The sequence below is a fragment of the Streptococcus mitis genome (assembly GCF_001281025.1).
Lineage (GTDB): Bacteria > Bacillota > Bacilli > Lactobacillales > Streptococcaceae > Streptococcus > Streptococcus mitis_AK.
This window is the reverse complement of record NZ_CP012646.1, coordinates 524622-541985: the sequence shown is the minus strand read 5'-3', so window position 1 is coordinate 541985 and position 17364 is coordinate 524622. Positions and strand designations below refer to the sequence as shown.

18 protein-coding genes and 1 riboswitch are annotated in these 17364 nt (G+C 41.6%); of the genes, 7 read left to right on the top strand and 11 right to left on the bottom strand.

Annotation, left to right across the window (positions count from 1 at the left end; all coding sequences use genetic code 11):
* Positions 1 to 8 precede the first annotated feature (8 nt).
* The 6 genes from RN80_RS02815 to RN80_RS02790 all read right to left on the bottom strand — a co-directional run bounded on the left by RN80_RS02815 (position 9) and on the right by RN80_RS02790 (position 3833).
* Positions 9 to 473 carry an SP_0198 family lipoprotein gene (locus tag RN80_RS02815; RefSeq protein ID WP_060627406.1) on the bottom strand — a complete coding sequence of 155 codons (465 nt, stop codon included), beginning with the start codon at positions 471 to 473 and terminating at the stop codon, positions 9 to 11.
* 86 nt (positions 474 to 559) lie between these two features.
* Positions 560 to 1810 carry a folylpolyglutamate synthase/dihydrofolate synthase family protein gene (locus tag RN80_RS02810; RefSeq protein WP_060627405.1) on the bottom strand — a complete coding sequence of 417 codons (1251 nt, stop codon included), beginning with the start codon at positions 1808 to 1810 and terminating at the stop codon, positions 560 to 562.
* Between the two features lie 356 nt (positions 1811 to 2166).
* Positions 2167 to 2472 (bottom strand): DUF1292 domain-containing protein, encoded by a 306-nt coding sequence (locus RN80_RS02805; RefSeq protein WP_000017620.1) that lies wholly within the window; start codon positions 2470 to 2472, stop codon positions 2167 to 2169.
* A 15-nt stretch (positions 2473 to 2487) separates the two neighbouring features.
* Positions 2488 to 2907: a Holliday junction resolvase RuvX gene (gene ruvX, locus RN80_RS02800; protein WP_033609357.1), complete on the bottom strand. Its 420-nt coding sequence runs from the start codon at positions 2905 to 2907 to the stop codon at positions 2488 to 2490.
* A 3-nt stretch (positions 2908 to 2910) separates the two neighbouring features.
* A complete protein-coding gene (locus RN80_RS02795) occupies positions 2911 to 3177 on the bottom strand; it encodes an IreB family regulatory phosphoprotein (protein ID WP_000507059.1) in 267 nt (88 codons plus the stop codon).
* An 86-nt stretch (positions 3178 to 3263) separates the two neighbouring features.
* Entirely contained in the window at positions 3264 to 3833 is a 570-nt protein-coding gene (locus RN80_RS02790; RefSeq protein ID WP_060627404.1) for an SP0191 family lipoprotein, read from the bottom strand.
* A 33-nt stretch (positions 3834 to 3866) separates the two neighbouring features.
* Between RN80_RS02790 and RN80_RS10090 the strand changes: the two genes are divergently transcribed.
* Positions 3867 to 4067 carry a hypothetical protein gene (locus RN80_RS10090; RefSeq protein WP_049502622.1) on the top strand — a complete coding sequence of 67 codons (201 nt, stop codon included), beginning with the start codon at positions 3867 to 3869 and terminating at the stop codon, positions 4065 to 4067.
* Between the two features lie 28 nt (positions 4068 to 4095).
* Here RN80_RS10090 and spx read toward each other — a convergent pair whose 3' ends face one another.
* From spx to uvrA, 4 genes are all read right to left on the bottom strand, one after another.
* Positions 4096 to 4494 carry a transcriptional regulator Spx gene (gene spx, locus RN80_RS02780; protein WP_000591165.1) on the bottom strand — a complete coding sequence of 133 codons (399 nt, stop codon included), beginning with the start codon at positions 4492 to 4494 and terminating at the stop codon, positions 4096 to 4098.
* A 135-nt stretch (positions 4495 to 4629) separates the two neighbouring features.
* The gene (gene mgtA, locus RN80_RS02770) at positions 4630 to 7290 is read right to left on the bottom strand and encodes a magnesium-translocating P-type ATPase (RefSeq protein WP_060627403.1); all 2661 of its coding nucleotides are present in this window, start codon (positions 7288 to 7290) and stop codon (positions 4630 to 4632) included.
* A 194-nt stretch (positions 7291 to 7484) separates the two neighbouring features.
* Positions 7485 to 7635: riboswitch (M-box (ykoK) riboswitch) on the bottom strand.
* A 57-nt stretch (positions 7636 to 7692) separates the two neighbouring features.
* On the bottom strand, positions 7693 to 8754 hold the full coding sequence (locus RN80_RS02765; RefSeq protein ID WP_049543967.1) for a M24 family metallopeptidase: 1062 nt from the start codon (positions 8752 to 8754) through the stop codon (positions 7693 to 7695).
* Positions 8747 to 11578 carry an excinuclease ABC subunit UvrA gene (uvrA, locus tag RN80_RS02760; protein ID WP_060627402.1) on the bottom strand — a complete coding sequence of 944 codons (2832 nt, stop codon included), beginning with the start codon at positions 11576 to 11578 and terminating at the stop codon, positions 8747 to 8749. The genes RN80_RS02765 and uvrA overlap by 8 nt, the downstream gene beginning before the upstream one ends.
* 131 nt (positions 11579 to 11709) lie before the next feature.
* On the opposite strand from uvrA, the gene RN80_RS02755 reads away from it, so the two are divergent.
* The 6 genes from RN80_RS02755 (at position 11710) to RN80_RS09565 (ending at position 16712) form a co-directional block, all read left to right on the top strand.
* On the top strand, positions 11710 to 12654 hold the full coding sequence (locus tag RN80_RS02755) for a magnesium transporter CorA family protein (RefSeq protein ID WP_000815623.1): 945 nt from the start codon (positions 11710 to 11712) through the stop codon (positions 12652 to 12654).
* A gap of 11 nt (positions 12655 to 12665) precedes the next feature.
* The gene (locus tag RN80_RS02750) at positions 12666 to 13343 is read left to right on the top strand and encodes a DUF1129 domain-containing protein (RefSeq protein WP_060627401.1); all 678 of its coding nucleotides are present in this window, start codon (positions 12666 to 12668) and stop codon (positions 13341 to 13343) included.
* Positions 13344 to 13358: 15 nt separating this feature from the next.
* The gene (locus tag RN80_RS02745; RefSeq protein ID WP_000331824.1) at positions 13359 to 13706 is read left to right on the top strand and encodes a hypothetical protein; all 348 of its coding nucleotides are present in this window, start codon (positions 13359 to 13361) and stop codon (positions 13704 to 13706) included.
* Between the two features lie 161 nt (positions 13707 to 13867).
* Positions 13868 to 14902 (top strand): S66 family peptidase, encoded by a 1035-nt coding sequence (locus RN80_RS02740; RefSeq protein WP_049487390.1) that lies wholly within the window; start codon positions 13868 to 13870, stop codon positions 14900 to 14902.
* Positions 14903 to 15007: 105 nt separating this feature from the next.
* Positions 15008 to 15271: a SemiSWEET family transporter gene (locus tag RN80_RS02735; protein WP_000166114.1), complete on the top strand. Its 264-nt coding sequence runs from the start codon at positions 15008 to 15010 to the stop codon at positions 15269 to 15271.
* 92 nt (positions 15272 to 15363) lie between these two features.
* A protein-coding gene (locus RN80_RS09565) for an IS3 family transposase (protein ID WP_155455657.1) occupies positions 15364 to 16712 on the top strand; the annotation gives its coding sequence in 2 pieces (ribosomal slippage) (positions 15364 to 15805 and positions 15805 to 16712; 1350 coding nt in all).
* A gap of 81 nt (positions 16713 to 16793) precedes the next feature.
* On the opposite strand, the gene RN80_RS02720 is transcribed toward RN80_RS09565, so the two are convergent.
* Positions 16794 to 17357: a DNA-3-methyladenine glycosylase I gene (locus RN80_RS02720; protein WP_060627400.1), complete on the bottom strand. Its 564-nt coding sequence runs from the start codon at positions 17355 to 17357 to the stop codon at positions 16794 to 16796.
* Positions 17358 to 17364: the final 7 nt, after the last annotated feature.

Here is a 17364-nt window from a genome sequence, read left to right as displayed (position 1 = left end):
CTTCTAGTCTATTTTGATAAAACAATGCGATCAGATGCTTCTCTGTCCATATCGTCAATAATCATCTGATTGCCATTGATTGCATAAATCTTGACATCATCCCCAATAATCATGCGTTGATTAGCAGCATCAAAGCTAACCTGCTTGATTTCTTGTTCCCCATCAGTTTCCACCTGTGTCCAGGTGCCCGTTGTACCAGTTACCACTAAAGTGATACGGTCTCCTTCGTCCTGACCGGTATAAGTTCCATCAATATCAGTTGGTTGAGCCTCAGGCGCATTTTGTGAAGAACTTGTTGCTGACTGGTTGCTATTTTCTGTAGAAGATGAAGCAGCAGATTGTGATTGCTGAGTTTGTTGTGTTTGCGATTGAGCTACTGGTTGTTGAACTTGTTGAGCTCTTTGTGAACAAGCTACTAAGAGACTAAGACTTGCTAGAGAAGCAAGAGAAAGTGTGAATCTTTTTAATTTCATGATGAATTTCCTTTCTGCTACCAATTTACAGAATTTTTTCCTTCTAACTAGTAGTTTCCCTAGTATAACAAGTCCAAAAAAGGAGGTCAATTCATCTGCTCATGGGCCAGCAAGTAGCCCCGTACTTCTGAGATAAAATAGAGAGACCCTGTAACGAACAACAAATCCTGGGCATCTGCTCTTGCTTCAAAATCGCTAATAAATTCTCGGTAAGAAGGAACTATATCGTAACCTGTTACATCTGTTTCATCCAAAGAACCTTGATAGTCAAAGCCTGTCACCTTGAGTTCCACCTGAGGCAAATTCTCAGTCAGGTAACCCAACATCCCTTGATAATCCTTCCGTTTCAAGGCTCCAAATAGAATTTGAGTCCGATATCCTTCCTGCTCTTTTTCTTTAATAAATTCAACCAAGCGAATCAAAGCAGGGAGGTTATGAGCACCGTCCAAGTAAATCTGAGGACGAATACGCTCCAAACGCCCAGCCCAATGGGTCTTCTCCAAAGCCTGTCTTACAACCTGTTCATCAACAGCTTCCTTTCCTTCTCTCATAAAGAGAAGAAACGTTTGTAGCGCCAAGGCCGCATTTTCCTGCTGATAAGCTCCTTCCAAGCCTATTTTCAACTGTGAAAGGTTAGCCAAAGAGCTTGAAAAATCCCCATTCAGCATTGAAAAATCTTGTCCTGCCTGATAAAGGTCAACAGCTAAAGAGTCTGCTTTTTTCTGACAAACAAGCCTAGCTTCTGAAGGCAACTTAGCAATCACGGCCTTTTTACCAGCCTTAAAAATACCAGCTTTCTGCTCTGCAATTGCTGCTATACTGTCACCCAGAGTCTCCTGATGGTCAAGTCCGATGGAGGTGATGACAGCAATCTCTCCAATTACCACATTGGTTGTGTCAAGTAAGCCACCAATTCCCACTTCTAATAAAACCAAATCCACCTCTTGCTCTCTAAAATAAAGAAAAGCAATCAAGGTCAGCAATTCAAAAAAGGACAACTGATCATGGGTTTGCAGAAGCATTTTCTCCATCTCCTTGACCTGATTAGCCAAACGGATGAAGTCTGCATCAGCTATTGGTTGCCCGTTAATGCAGATTCGATCATTGATAGAGACGATATGAGGGGAAGTAAAGGTCGCAACTTTTTTGTCATGCCCCATAAATAACTCCCTCATAAAAGCAATGGTAGATCCTTTTCCATTAGTTCCTGTTACGTGGATAATAGGATAAGACTTCTCGGGATTCCCCAACAAATCCACCGCTTGTTGCATTCGTCCCAAACCTGATCGAAAATTCAAACCAATCCGACTATGAAGCCATTCTTCTACTTCAAACATATACATCTCCTTAATTACAGGTTCAATCAACTGCCTCAATAAAGTCTCATAACTAACAAAAACGAGGCCAGGATTTTCGTCCCGACCTCTTACCTGGTTAGCTAATAACTAGCTACTATGAATATTAGCTTGGGGTAAAACATCCACTGGATGTGCCTGCGTTTCTAATTTCTAGCGCAGGGCTAAAAACGTCCACTGGACTTACCAGCTCTCTCTTATTACAAAGAGCTGGGCTAAAAACATCCACTGGACGTTCCAACTCTTCCCAATTTCTGGGAGTTGGGCTGATACAGTCTCCCAGACTTACTGACGGTTTTTATTTTTAGCGTCAGGCTAAAAACGTCCCCCGGACGTTTTTACTCCTCCATAAAACTATTGAAGACTTCTTCAATCATGTTCCATTCGTCTTCTGAGTCTTCTGGGATTGGTTGCAATTCACCTTCTGTTCCATCTTCGTTTTCGATGAATGAGTAAGCTTGAATTTCAACTTGTCCGTCTTCGTCTTCTTCTGCGTTAACTGGTACTAGAAGAACATAGTTTTTCCCAAATTCTTCTTTTCCGTCAATCGTCAAAAGGATTTCAAACAAGGTTTCATTTCCTTGCTCATCTACTAGTGTAATTAATTCACGTTCTTCGTGGTCGTGGTTATGATCGTGTGACATAGCCTCTCCTTTGTATTAAAATTTTCTATCTAAATAATTTTGTAAAATCAGCTGAGCTGCTAACTTATCAATGACTTTCTTGCGCTTGTTTCGGCTAATATCTGCTTGCTCGATCAACATGCGCTCTGCAGCAACTGTTGTCAAGCGTTCATCTTGATAGTCTACTGGTAAACCAAAAAGCTCTTCTAGCTTTGCTCCGTAGGCTTGACTAGCTTCCACGCGCGGTCCGCTTGTATTGTTCATGTTTTTAGGCAATCCCACTACAAATCGTTCCACCTTGTAAGCATCAACCAACTCCTTAACGCGGTCAAAACCAAATTGGCCTTGTTCCTCATTGATTTGGATGATTTCAAGTCCTTGAGCTGTAAAACCCAGCGGATCGCTAATAGCCACCCCTACCGTTTTTGAACCGACGTCTAATCCCATAATTCTCATAGGTTATAGATCGACTCCTTGTCCTTTAAGGTAGTAGCGGACCAATTCTTCAACGATTTCATCGCGCTCATACTTACGGATTTGATTTCGTGCATTATTATAACGAGGAACGTAGGCAGGGTCTCCACTCAATACGTAACCTACGATTTGGTTGATTGGGTTGTAGCCCTTATCGTTCAACGAAGCATAAACATCAGTCAGAGTTTCGCTAATTTCTTTTTTATTGGAATCGTCCAATTTAAAACGTACTGTTTCTTCAGTAAATCCCATTCTAACACCCTCTTTCCTTAGAATAGTACCATTATAGCATAATTCCTTACGTTCTACAATTCAGGCAGTCTATTTATTTGGATTTTCTATTGTTCTGTCGCGCCATTTGCCAATCTATCTGAAATATATTTGCTTGGTTCATTCTTCAAGAGATTTTCTAAACCAATGTTCTTCAAATATTCTAACTGAGAAGCCTTCTTGACATCCAAAACTTGAAAATCAAAACTAGTCGTTGTTTGAAGTTCAGTTGCACTCAATAGTTTGGTTTCAAGCTTAAATCCTGCTAATTTACGAGCTTCTATGATGGCCTCATCCTTCTCCTCTGCCTCGAGAAGAGCTTTTTGAGTTTCTTCCACTCCGTGTTGGTCAATATAAGTTTTCAACTCATCAGAGACTGGACGCTTTTGTTGAATGCTTAAGCTCAAAAAAGTCTTGTCCTTGTATGTAATGGTTTGGGTTTGCTGACTACCATCATCTGACTTGGGCAAGACCAAAGTCTTGGTCACAACTGTATTCTTCTCGGCATTTTCAATAACTGGCAATGCCGACTGAAGCGTATCCTTTTCTGTTTTTGTAGCTGTTCCAGTTTCTTTTTTCTGTCCGCAACCAACCAGGACAAAAAGGAAAGCTAGACTAACAAGAGCTATTTTTTTCATTTCTTTCTTCTTTCTTTTTGAGATTAATACTCAATGAAAATCAAAGAGCAAACTAGGAAACTAGCCGCAGGCTGCTCAAAGCACTGCTTTGAGGTTGCAGATAAAACTGACGAAGTCAGCTCAAAACACTGTTTTGAGGTTGTGGATAGAACTGACGAAGTCAGTAACCATACCTACGGCAAGGCGATGTTGACGCGGTTTGAAGAGATTTTTGAAGAGTACAAAATAGAATAAGACTGGGAGTTGCTCCCAGCCTTGATGTTTATAGAGCTGCACGCAAACGTGCTTCTGCATTTTCTACATTACGGACAGAGCGTGGTAGGAAGGCACGAATATCGTCTTCCTTATAGCCAACTTGCAGGCGTTTTTCATCCACAAGGATTGGGCTCTTTAAAATTCTCGGTGTTTCCATAATCAGATTGAGGACTTCATTGACACTCAAATCTTCAATATCCACTCCAAGGGCTTTGGCATAGCGATTTTTAGACGAAACGATGCTGGCTATTCCGTTATCTGTTTTTGTCAGAATATCCAGTAATTCTTCTCTCGTAATTCCTTCTTTACCAAGGTTTTGTTCTTTATAACTTAACTGGTGGGCATTGAGCCAGGTTTTTGCTTTTTTACAGCTAGTACAACTTGAGACTGTATAAATTTTAATCATGTACCTACCCCTTTCGCTACATGTTACTATCAGTTTAGTCTATTATACCATAAAAAACATCCGACTTGCGACCTATTTTTAAATTTTTTTGACTTTTTTCGTCATTTTCGTACTTTTTTCTTGACAAAATGAAATTTACAGCCATTCTTGATATTTCTTGATATAGATTTTTTTCACAATTGTCACGCTAATCATATACAAAATAATGATGAAAAGTAAAAAGATGAAATAAATCGGTTTTAAAGGAGTTAGATGAAGTAGGATTGCGAGTGGACTGTAGGGAAGGAAGGTCACAAAGGCTGCAGCCAATAAGGTTGTCACAAGGACTAGCCAAGCTGGACGACTTTGTAAAAAGGGAATTTTAGCTGAACGCAGCATATGGATAACCATGGTCTGTGACCACATGGACTCGATAAACCAACCTGTCTGAAACAAGACAATAAAACCTACGGCAGACTCTGCCCCATGAACATAAGCTTGACCTGTTGTCATGGGTACAATGATAAAATAAAGCAAACTGAAGGTCAAAATATCAAAGGCAGAAGAGATAGGTCCCATCCAAATCATGAAACGTGTGATGGACTTAGCTTCCCAGGTATGCGGATTTCTCAAAAAATCTTTATCCACCTTGTCAAAAGGCAAGGCAATACAAGACAAATCATAGACTAGATTTAGGATAATCAAATGGACTGGTGCCATTGGTAAAAATGGCAAAAAGATTCCAGAGACCAATAGGGATAAGATATTTCCAAAATTAGAACTCACTGTCATTTTGATATATTTAGTCATATTGGCATAGACCTTACGACCTTCAACAAGTCCTTTTTCAAGCACCATGAGATCCTTATCAAGTAGGATAACATCAGCCGTTTCTTTGGCAATATCTACTGCTGTATCAACAGAAATCCCCACATCTGCAACTTTCATAGAAGGAGCATCATTGATCCCATCTCCCATATAGCCTACAGCATGACCATTGGCCTTAAATTGCAAAATAATCCTCGCTTTTTGGTCAGGAGAAAGTTTGGCAAATACTGTTACCTCCTCTACTGCTTGGGCCAATTCTTGATCACTCATCTGATCAATTTCAGATCCTAACAGTATCTGATTGATATCCAAACCAACCTTTTCACAGACTGCTTGAGTAACTTTTTCGTTGTCTCCCGTCAAAATTTTTGTTTGAACTCCATGTTCTAACAGAGCCTTAATTGCTGGTGCTGCAGATGGTTTAGGAGGATCTAGGAAGGCTAAATAACCAGTTAGAATCATATCCCCTTCATCATCAACTGTATAGGCATGGCCTTCCCTCAAACCTGACTTATAGGCCACTCCCAAGACACGCAAACCTTGTTGATTTAGTTGTCTGACTTCTGCTAAAATTTCTTCTCTAATAACATCTGTCAAGGGAGTAATCACTCCTTGGTATTCCGCATAACTGGAAATCGTCAACATCTCCTCTAGGGCACCCTTGGTTACCAAACTAACAACTTCGTGTTCATCCTTAACGATAACACTCATCCGTCTACGTTCAAAATCAAAGGGAAGCTCATCTATTTTTTGAAAAGTTTGAGCCAGATTTTGCAAGAGGGCGTGTTCTTTTGCTTCCTTTTCAGTCCGTTTGATGATGGCTCTGTCCATCAAATTTTTCAAGCCCGTTTGAAAATAAGAATTGAGATAAGCTCGTCTCAAGACGGTCAAATCCAAGCGTCCGTGGATGTCCAAAGGATATTCAAGGACAATTTCGTCTTGGGTTAGAGTTCCTGTCTTATCTGTACACAAAATATCAATCGCCCCTAAGTCCTGTATGGCATTGAGTTTCTTGATAACCACTTTTTCCTTGGCCATAATGATGGAGCCTTTTGCTAGACTGGCCGTGATAATCATAGGAAGCATCTCAGGTGTAAGCCCAACACCAACACTCAAAGCAAATACGCCAGCTTCCAACCAGTCGCCATCTGTTAAACCATTGGACAAGAAAACGATGGGCACCATGACCAGCATCAAACGAATCAAGAGCCACGAAATACTATTCATTTCTCGCTCAAACGAAGTAGGCTCGTCATAGGTGTTCAAAGTCTGCTCAATGGCCCCCATCATGGTATCATCACCAACCGCCAAAACCACGGCCTTAGCACTACCAGACAAGACATTGGTTCCCATAAAGGCGAGCGCTTCTGCTTCCAGCAGACTATCAGATTGTTGAACTGTTGCCTTGGTCAAGGCCAATTTTTCAACCGATTCACTTTCACCTGTCAAGCCCGACTGTTGTACAAAGAAATCGCGCGACTCAAATAAAAGAAGATCTGCTGGAATCATGTCTCCAGCGCTTAATTTAACCACGTCACCTACTACCAAATCATCGATAGGTACTTCTTGGATTTCTCCTTGACGAATGACAGTCGCTGTGTTGACAATCATTTTTGATAGATTGGTCGCAGCCTTATCACTACGGAGTTCTTGGACAAAGCGTATGCCACCAGAAATGAGGACTAGGACAACGATGATAATGGAAGTTGTCGGATCTTCTTGACCTGGTTTTGCCAACCAGACATTGGTCACCAAGGAAATCATGGCGATGACCAGCAAGATGATGGTAAAAGGATTGATAATGGATTCGTAAATCTTTTTGAGGATACTGTCTTCTTGACCCTTTGTGATGGTATTTTCGCCATATAGGTCACGATTTTTCTCCACCTGCTCCTCAGTCAAGCCTGTTAGACTTGTCTTATAAAAAGATAGAGTTTCGTTTAAAGATGTATGAATAGCTGTTGCTAATCTTTCTTTTGTAGTTTTCATTGGTTTCTCCTATCTGTATGAATGATGTGTTTCATACACAGAGACCAATCACTTTATAAGGGTAGAACGACACAAATCAGCGATTGGCTGTGTATGTGCGGTTCCGGGTGATCGTCAATTTGCATCGTCTATCTCCTTTCTTTGATTTAAACAGTAGAAAATCCCACCATAAAATGGCAGGATTAAAAAACTAATTATCTGTTTTTCGTTCAAGCTTTAACTCCATAGGGCAATGTAATGAGCTTAGTCTTGGCCTTCGCGACCAGGACTGTTGACCAACGAGTAGTGTCTCCACTGCTTTGCGGTAGTCATCCGTATCCCTATGGTAGCCTCACCTACCGTTTTCGTCTTTCAGTATAAACCTTTAAAATTTAAAAGTCAATCATCTGAGTTGTTTAATTCTTAGATAACTATCAACTCTTTTGGAGCTAGGGTCAACAATTCACAACCTGTCTCTGTAATCAGGATATCATCCTCAATACGAACGCCATATTTGCCTTCGATGTAGATACCTGGTTCATCGGTCAAGGCCATACCTGCCTTAATAGTTTCTGTAGAAGTTTGGCTAAAGTAAGGCTCTTCATGAATATCCAGCCCAATACCGTGTCCGATACCGTGGGTAAAGTAGTCGCCATAGCCTGCTTCAATGATAATATCACGAGGAATTTTGTCAAAGTCACGGAAACCTAAGCCAGCCTTAGCTTGGTCAATCAAGGCTTGGTTGGCTTTGAGAACCGTATTGTAAATCTCTGCCTGCTCATCACTGACGTGTCCCAAGTAGATAGTCCGGGTCATATCACTGACATAGTGGTCATAAAGGCAACCGAAGTCCATAGTAACGGCTTCTCCTAGTTCCACTGGTTTGTGCATAGGATGAGCATGAGGTTTGGAAGAGTTGATACCACTAGCTAGAATAGTGTCAAAAGATAAGCCAGATGCTCCCAACTCACGCATACGGAAGTCAAGGAAGTTGGCAATTTCAATTTCAGTTTTTCCTGGCTTAATAAAGTCAAGCGCATCGCGGAAAGCTTGGTCTGAGATAGAACAAGCCTTGCGAATCGCTGCAATCTCTGCCTCATCCTTAATCATTCGAAGACCTTCAACAAACTGAGTTTGTGGAAGCAAGTCAATTCCTTCAAAGGCTACCTGCATACGGTGGTAATAAGATACTGAAATCTCATCCTCAAAACCGATTCGAGACAAGCCCATATCCTTAACAATGCCTGCAATGACAGCCAATTCATCACGATCAGCCACAATCTCAAACCCACTGGTTTCTTGCTTAGCTGCAATGATATAGCGAGAGTCTGTCACCAAGACCTGACGGTCACGGCTGATGAAGACTGTTCCGTTTGAGCCCCAAAAACCAGTCAAATAATAGACGTTTTTAAGGTTGTTGATGATAATGCCATCTAGTTCTTTTTCTTGCATTTTAGCTAGAAATGCTTGTACACGTTTATTCATGTTTTAATTTTCCTTTCAAATAGTGTCCTGTGTAGCTAGCTTCGTTGGCCGCTACTTCTTCTGGAGTTCCTGTTGCGATGATGGTTCCACCACCGACACCACCTTCAGGTCCCAAGTCAATAATATGGTCTGCCGTCTTGATAACATCCAGATTGTGCTCGATAACAAGGACTGTATTGCCATCGTCTACAAAGCGAGCCAAGACTTTAAGTAAGCGAGCAATGTCCTCAGTATGCAACCCTGTCGTTGGCTCATCCAGAATATAGAATGACTTGCCTGTCGAGCGTTTGTGGAGTTCACTAGCCAGCTTCATACGCTGGGCTTCTCCTCCAGAAAGGGTGGTAGCTGGTTGCCCTAGCGTCACATATCCCAGTCCCACATCCTTGATGGTCTGAAGTTTACGTTGAATTTTCGGAATATGTTGGAAGAATTCTACCGCATCGTTGACGGTCATATCCAAGACCTGCGAGATATTTTTTTCCTTGTAATGAACTTCTAGGGTCTCACTGTTGTAGCGGGTTCCATGGCAGACTTCACAAGCCACATAAACATCTGGCAAGAAGTGCATCTCAATCTTGATAATCCCGTCACCTGAGCAGGCTTCACAACGACCACCCTTGACATTGAAACTGAAACGACCCTTCTTGTAGCCTCGAATCTTGGCTTCGTTTGTCTGGGCAAATAGGTCACGTATATCGTCAAAAACTCCTGTATAGGTAGCAGGGTTAGACCTTGGCGTTCGTCCAATAGGACTCTGGTCAATATCAATCAAGCGGTCTACATGCTCAATCCCTGTTATGGTCTTGAATTTACCAGGTTTGTCTGAATTACGGTTGAGCTTCTGGGCAATAGCTTTTTTGAGAATGCTGTTGATGAGGGTCGATTTCCCTGAGCCCGACACCCCTGTCACTGCGATGAATTTTCCTAGTGGGAAGCGAGCTGTGACATTTTGCAGGTTGTTCTCTCGCGCTCCTGTCACTTCGATAAAACGACCATTTCCTGTACGGCGCTCTGTTGGCACTGGAATGGCACGTTTGCCTGACAAGTACTGGCCTGTGATAGACTTGCTGTTGCGAGCCACCTGTTTGGGTGTACCTGCAGCAACAATCTCCCCACCAAAAACACCCGCACCAGGACCAACGTCAATCAGATAATCAGCCTCACGCATGGTATCTTCGTCATGTTCCACTACTATGAGAGTATTGCCCAAATCACGCATCTTTTTGAGACTGGCAATCAGACGATCATTATCCCTCTGGTGAAGACCGATTGACGGCTCGTCTAGAATATAAAGGACACCTGATAGGTTAGAACCAATCTGGGTTGCCAAACGAATACGCTGACTTTCCCCACCTGAAAGGGTTCCTGCCGAACGTGACAGAGTCAGATAGTTAAGACCCACGTTATTAAGGAAGGTCAAACGATCCTTGATTTCCTTGAGAATGGGACGAGCAATAATAGCTTCATTTTCAGATAGAGTCAACTGACTCACCAACTCCAAGTGATCTGCGATAGACAGGTCTGAAATTTCTCCGATATGTGGTCCTTGCTGACCACCCACACGGACAGACAAGGCCTGATCATTAAGACGGTAACCATGACAGGTTCCGCAGGTCAGCTCATTCATGTAAAGGCGCATCTGGGTGCGGGTGTAGTCACTATTGGTTTCATGGTAACGACGTTTGATATTATTAACAACTCCCTCAAAAGGAATATCGATATCGCGCACGCCACCAAATTCATTCTCATAGTGGAAATGGAATTCCTTACCATCAGATCCATAGAGAATCAAGTTCTTATCTTCTTCTGACAAATCTTCAAAAGGATTATCCATATCCACTCCAAAGGCTGTCATAGCCTGCTCTAGCATGTTTGGATAGTAGTTGGATGAAATAGGATTCCAAGGAGCCAAGGCTCCCTCACGCAAGGTTTTGCTGGCATCTGGCACTACCAAATCAGTATCCACCTCCAGCTTGATACCCAAGCCGTCACACTCACTACAAGAACCAAAAGGAGCATTGAATGAGAAGAGACGTGGCTCTAACTCTGGAACAGTAAAGCCACAAACTGGACAGGCATAATGCTCAGAGAACAACAACTCAGAGTCGTCCATAGTGTCGATAATGACATAGCCTTCTGCGATACGAAGGGCAGCCTCAATGGAATCAAAGAGACGACTACGAATGCCCTCCTTGATGACAATACGGTCAACCACGACATCAATATTGTGTTGCTTGCTCTTTGACAATTCTGGCACTTCGGTCACATCATAGACTTCCCCATCCACACGGACACGAACATACCCATCTTTCTGAACCTTCTCGATAACACTCTTATGTTGGCCTTTTTTCTTGCGGATGACAGGGGCCAAGATTTGCAAGCGCTGGCGTTCAGGTAACTCCAAAACCTTATCAACGATTTGCTCCACAGAAGAAGCCTTGATAGCTCCATGCCCGTTGATACAGTAAGGCGTCCCCACACGCGCGTAGAGGAGACGCAGATAGTCATTGATTTCAGTCGTGGTTCCCACTGTCGAGCGAGGGTTTTTACTAGTCGTTTTCTGGTCAATAGAAATAGCTGGGCTGAGGCCATCAATAGCATCTACATCAGGCTTCTCCATATTTCCCAAGAATTGACGAGCGTAGGCTGACAAACTCTCTACATAGCGACGTTGACCCTCCGCATAGAGGGTATCAAAGGCCAGACTGGATTTCCCTGAACCTGATAAGCCTGTTACGACGACCAACTTGTCTCGTGGAATCTCCACATCAATATTTTTTAAATTATGGGCACGCGCCCCATGAATGACAATTTTATCTTGCATCTTTGTTCTTTCTAGTCCATTATTGCTTACCATTATACCAAAAAAAGTGAGATTCTATTACCCAAAAAGCTGATTTTGTAGTATAATAGTACGGTGTGAAAAAATCTGAAAAATGAGAAAGGATAAGGGATATGAAACAAGTTTTTCTCTCTACAACAACTGAATTTAAAGAGATCGATACGCTTGAACCGGGTACTTGGATCAATCTCGTTAATCCGACTCAAAATGAATCACTCGAAATCGCTAACGCCTTCGATATTGATATTGCCGACCTCCGAGCACCGCTCGATGCGGAAGAAATGTCTCGTATTACGATTGAAGACGAGTATACCCTGATTATCGTTGACGTGCCAGTTACAGAAGAAAGAAATAACCGCACCTACTACGTCACCATCCCTCTTGGTATTATCATCACCGAGGAAACCATTATCACTACGTGTTTGGAACCACTACCAGTCCTCGATGTCTTTATCAACCGTCGTTTGCGTAATTTCTACACCTTCATGCGTTCGCGTTTTATCTTCCAGATTCTTTATCGCAATGCAGAGCTTTACCTAACAGCCCTTCGTTCAATCGACCGTAAGAGTGAGCAAATCGAAAGTCAACTGCATCAATCAACTCGTAATGAAGAATTGATTGAGCTCATGGAATTGGAAAAAACCATCGTCTATTTCAAGGCCTCCCTCAAAACAAATGAGCGCGTGATCAAGAAATTGACCAGCTCAACCAGCAATATCAAGAAATACCTTGAGGACGAAGACCTGCTTGAAGATACCCTGATTGAAACCCAACAGGCCATCGAGATGGCAGATATCTATGGAAATGTCTTACACTCTATGACAGAGACCTTTGCCTCTATCATTTCTAACAACCAGAACAACATCATGAAAACCTTGGCCCTTGTGACCATCGTCATGTCTATCCCAACCATGGTCTTTTCTGCCTACGGGATGAACTTTAAGGATAATGAAATCCCCCTAAACGGCGAGCCAAATGCTTTTTGGTTAATCGTCTTTATCGCCTTTGCTATGAGTGTCTCGCTCACTCTCTATCTCATCCATAAAAAATGGTTCTAAGAGGAGTTCCTATGTCTCAGATTGATCTACAAAAATTAACTAAGAAAAACCAAGAGTTTATCCACATCGCTACCCAACAATTCATCAAAGATGGAAAAACAGACGCTGAAATCAAGACTATTTTTGAGGAAGTTATTCCCCAAATCCTTGAAGAGCAAGCCAAGGGTACGACTGCTCGTTCCCTCTACGGCGCACCAACCCATTGGGCTCATAGCTTCTCTGTCAAGGAGCAATATGAAAAAGAGCATCCAAAAGAAAATGATGATCCAAAACTCATGATTATGGACTCAGCTCTTTTCATCACTAGCCTCTTTGCCCTCGTCAGCGCCCTCACAACCTTCTTCTCAGCAGATCAGGCTATCGGTTACGGTTTGATTACCCTCCTGCTAGTTGGACTGGTTGGTGGATTTGCCTTCTACTTGATGTACTACTTCGTTTATCAATACTATGGACCAGATATGGACCGCAGTCAACGTCCACCTTTCTGGAAATCTGTACTAGTTATCCTAGCTTCTATGTTCCTTTGGTTGCTTGTTTTCTTTGCAACAAGCTTCCTACCAGCTAGCCTTAACCCAGTACTTGCTCCATTGCCACTGGCTATTATCGGAGCAGTTCTCCTAGCCCTTCGCTTCTATCTCAAGAAACGCTTGAACATCCGCAGCGCAAGTGCAGGACCAACACGTTATTAAGAAAAGGAAAGAGCTATGGCATATAGTCAATCTTTAGCTCAGCAGATTCGAAAAATTCTAGCGCTCAAACTTCCTCCCCAAATTTTCGAAGAAGAGCTAGAAGAAAAGAAGCTGTTTGGTGGCCTGGCCTTTATGATTCGTGGTAAAATGGTCCTTACTGTCAGTTCCAGAAAGGATGAACTGGTTATGGTCAGAATTGGCAAGGAAATGGAGAAGCAAGTTCTACCCCGAACAGGAGCTCATACTACATTGATGAGGGGGCGCCTTTATCATGGGTATATAGACTTAGATATAGAAGGCCAAAAAGAATTGCCTTACTGGATTGATTTGGCTCTCTCCTATAATCAAGAGTTGACCAAGTAACTCATATCTAGCGAGATTACTGATTAGAAAACGAAAAGCAACTGCACCAGCGGTTGCTTTTTCACTTGCTTGCCTACAAGCTTCCCTCTACCCTTTTCCCTATAGTTTTCTCCCATCTTTTATGATAAAATAGGCTCAATCAATTTCTAGGAGGAAGAAATATGGTTTCTACTATTGGTGTTGTTAGTTTATCTAGTGGCATTATCGGAGAGGACTTTGTCAAACACGAAGTGGACTTGGGTGTCCAACGTCTCAAGAACCTGGGACTCAATCCTACCTTTTTGCCTCATTCGCTAAAAGGATTAGACTTTATCAAGGACCATCCTGAAGCTCGTGCAGAGGATTTGATTCATGCCTTTTCTGATGATAGCATCGACATGATCCTATGCGCCATCGGTGGAGACGATACCTATCGCTTACTACCTTATCTTTTTGAAAATGACCAACTACAAAAGGTTATCAACCAAAAAATATTTCTTGGCTTCTCAGATACAACCATGAACCATCTCATGTTGCATAAACTAGGTGTTAAAACTTTTTATGGTCAATCCTTTTTAGCAGACATTTGTGAATTGGACAAAGAAATGCTAGCCTATAGCCTTCACTACTTTAAAGAATTGATTGAGACAGGAAGAATCTCAGAAATTCGCCCTAGCAATGTTTGGTATGAGGAACGAACTGATTTTAGTCCCAAAGCTCTGGGGACACCTCGTGTCAGTCATACAAATACTGGTTTTGAGTTGTTACAAGGAACTGCCCAGTTCGAGGGGAAAATCCTCGGTGGTTGCCTCGAATCCCTCTACGATATCTTTGACAACTCTCGATACGCAGATAGCACGGAGCTCTGCCAAGAATACAAACTTTTCCCTGACTTGTCAGACTGGGAAGGAAAGATCCTCTTGCTAGAGACAAGCGAAGAAAAGCCTGAGCCGGAAGACTTCAAAAAGATGTTACAAACTTTAAAGAACACTGGTATATTCAAGGTCATCAGCGGACTCTTGGTCGGGAAACCTATGGATGAAACTTTCTATGACGACTATAAAGAGGCACTATTGGATATCATTGACAGCAATATTCCAATTGTCTATAATCTGAATGTCGGCCACGCAACTCCGAGAGCAATTGTCCCCTTCGGAGTCCATGCCTATGTAGATGCACAGGAGCAAGTCATTCGCTTTGACTATAACAAAAAATAAATAGTGTCTCTATTTTTGTGCTTTTGTATTCGTTTTCGTTACAATTTGTATCTGAATTTATTGCATTTCGCTAATTTCTATGATATCCTTTTGAAGGAGGTGTATATGACAAAACAAAAAATTAATCGAATCGTAGGTTCTATTGGTGCCTTTATTGGAATCATAGTATTTATTGCCTACATACCTCAAATTATCGCTAATTTACAGGGAAATAAAGCTCAACCATTTCAACCTTTATCAGCTGCTATATCTTGCTTAATCTGGGTTATTTATGGATGGACAAAGGAACCTAAGAAGGATTGGATACTAATCATTCCAAATTCAGCTGGTGTTATTTTAGGTGGAATCACTTTTTTGACTTCACTCTAACCAATCTAATAGTATATATAAAAAGCTGGGAAAAATTGAACTGCCCCCCAAAAGTTAGACAGAAAAAATCTAACTTTTGGGGGGCTTTTATTATGAAATTAACTTATGATGATAAAGTTCAGATCTATGAACTTAGAAAACAAGGATATAGCTTAGAGAAGCTTTCAAATAAATTTGGGATAAACAATTCTAATATTAGGTACATGATTAAATTGATTGATCGTTATGGAATAGAGTTCGTCAAAAAAGAAAAAAATCGTTACTATTCTCCTGAATTAAAACAAGAAATGATTGATAAAGTCCTACATGAAAACTGGTCTCAAGATAGAGTTTCTCTCGAATATGCTCTCCCAAATCGTGGTATGCTTCCAAATTGGATGGCACAATACAAGAAAAACGGGTATACTATTGTTGAGAAAACAAAAGGGAGACCATCTAAAATGGGACGTAAACCAAAGAAGAAACCCGAAGAGATGACAGAGTTAGAACGACTTCAAGCAGAAAACGAGTATCTGAGAGCGGAGAATGCTGTCCTAAAAAAGTTGAGAGAACTCCGCTTGAAGGAGGAAAAAGAGAAAGAAGAAAGACAGAAATTGTTCAAGAATTAATCACTGATTTTTCGTTAGATATTCTTCTAAAAACCATTAAACTCGCTCGTTCGACCTACTACTATCATTTGAAACAGCTAGACAAACCAGATAAGGATCAAAAGCTTAAAGCTGAAATTCAAGCTATTTTTACCGAACAAAAAGGAAATTACGGATATCGTCGAATCCATTTAGAATTAAGAAATCGTGGTTATGTGGTCAATCATAAAAGAGTTCAACGCTTTATGAAAGTGCTCAATTTACAAGCTAGAATCCGCAAGAAACGCAAGTATTCTTCTCATAAAGGAGATGTTGGCAAGAAAGCAGACAACCTTATTCAACGCCAATTTGAAGCAGCTAAACCAATGGAAAAGTGTTATACGGACGTGACAGAATTTGCCATTCCAGCAAGCGCTCAAAAGCTTTACTTATCACCAGTTTTAGATGGCTTTAATAGCGAAATTATCGCCTATAATCTTTCAACTTCACCCAACTTAGAACAAGTAAAAACAATGTTGGAACAAGCATTCACAGAGAAGCGCTACGAGAATACGATTCTCCATAGTGACCAAGGCTGGCAATATCAACACGATTCTTATCATCAGTTTCTAGAGGGTAAGGGAATTCAAGCATCCATGTCACGTAAAGGTAACAGCCCAGACAACGGCATGATGGAATCTTTCTTTGGCATTATGAAATCGGAGATGTTTTATGGTTATGAGAAGTCATTTGAGTCGCTCAACCAATTGGAACAAGCCATTGTAGACTATATTGATTACTACAACAATAAACGAATTAAGGTAAAACTAAAAGGACTCAGTCCTGTGCAATACAGAACTAAATCCTTCGGATAAATTAATTGTCTAACTTTTTGGGGTCAGTACAAATTTCTCAGCTTTTTATATATTCTCAGATATGCTAGTTACCTGTACACACTAGTGACCGCTTTTCCATTCACAATCATTCTCGTGGTCATCAACTAGGCCTGCTGCCTGTAGAAAAGACAAAACAGCGACTGGGCCTGTGAACTTGAAACCTCGTTTTTTGAGGTCTTTGGCCAATTTTTCAGACAAAGCGGTTTTAGCTGGGGCTTGGCGGTAATCGGGAACATCGTTAACGATCGTTTTTCCCTCAACAAAAGACCAAAGATAGGCATCAAAAGAGCCATATTCTTCCTGTAGTCGTAGAAAGGCTTGGGCGTTAGCGCGTGTAGCAAAAATCTTGGCTCTATTTCGAATGATGGCTGGATTCTCCAACAAGGCTTCCAATTCGGTGTCATTCATGTCTGCCACCGCTTGAATTTGATAGCCATAAAACGCTTCTCGGAAAGCTTGTCGTTTGTTGAGCACCGTTTCCCAAGACAGGCCTGCCTGATAGGTTTCCATGCACAATAACTCAAACAATGCTTTGTCATCACGGAGGGGCTGACCCCACTCCTCATCATGATAGGCGATATAGAGCGGATTGGTCATCTTGACCCATGAACAACGTTTTGTCATGCTCTGC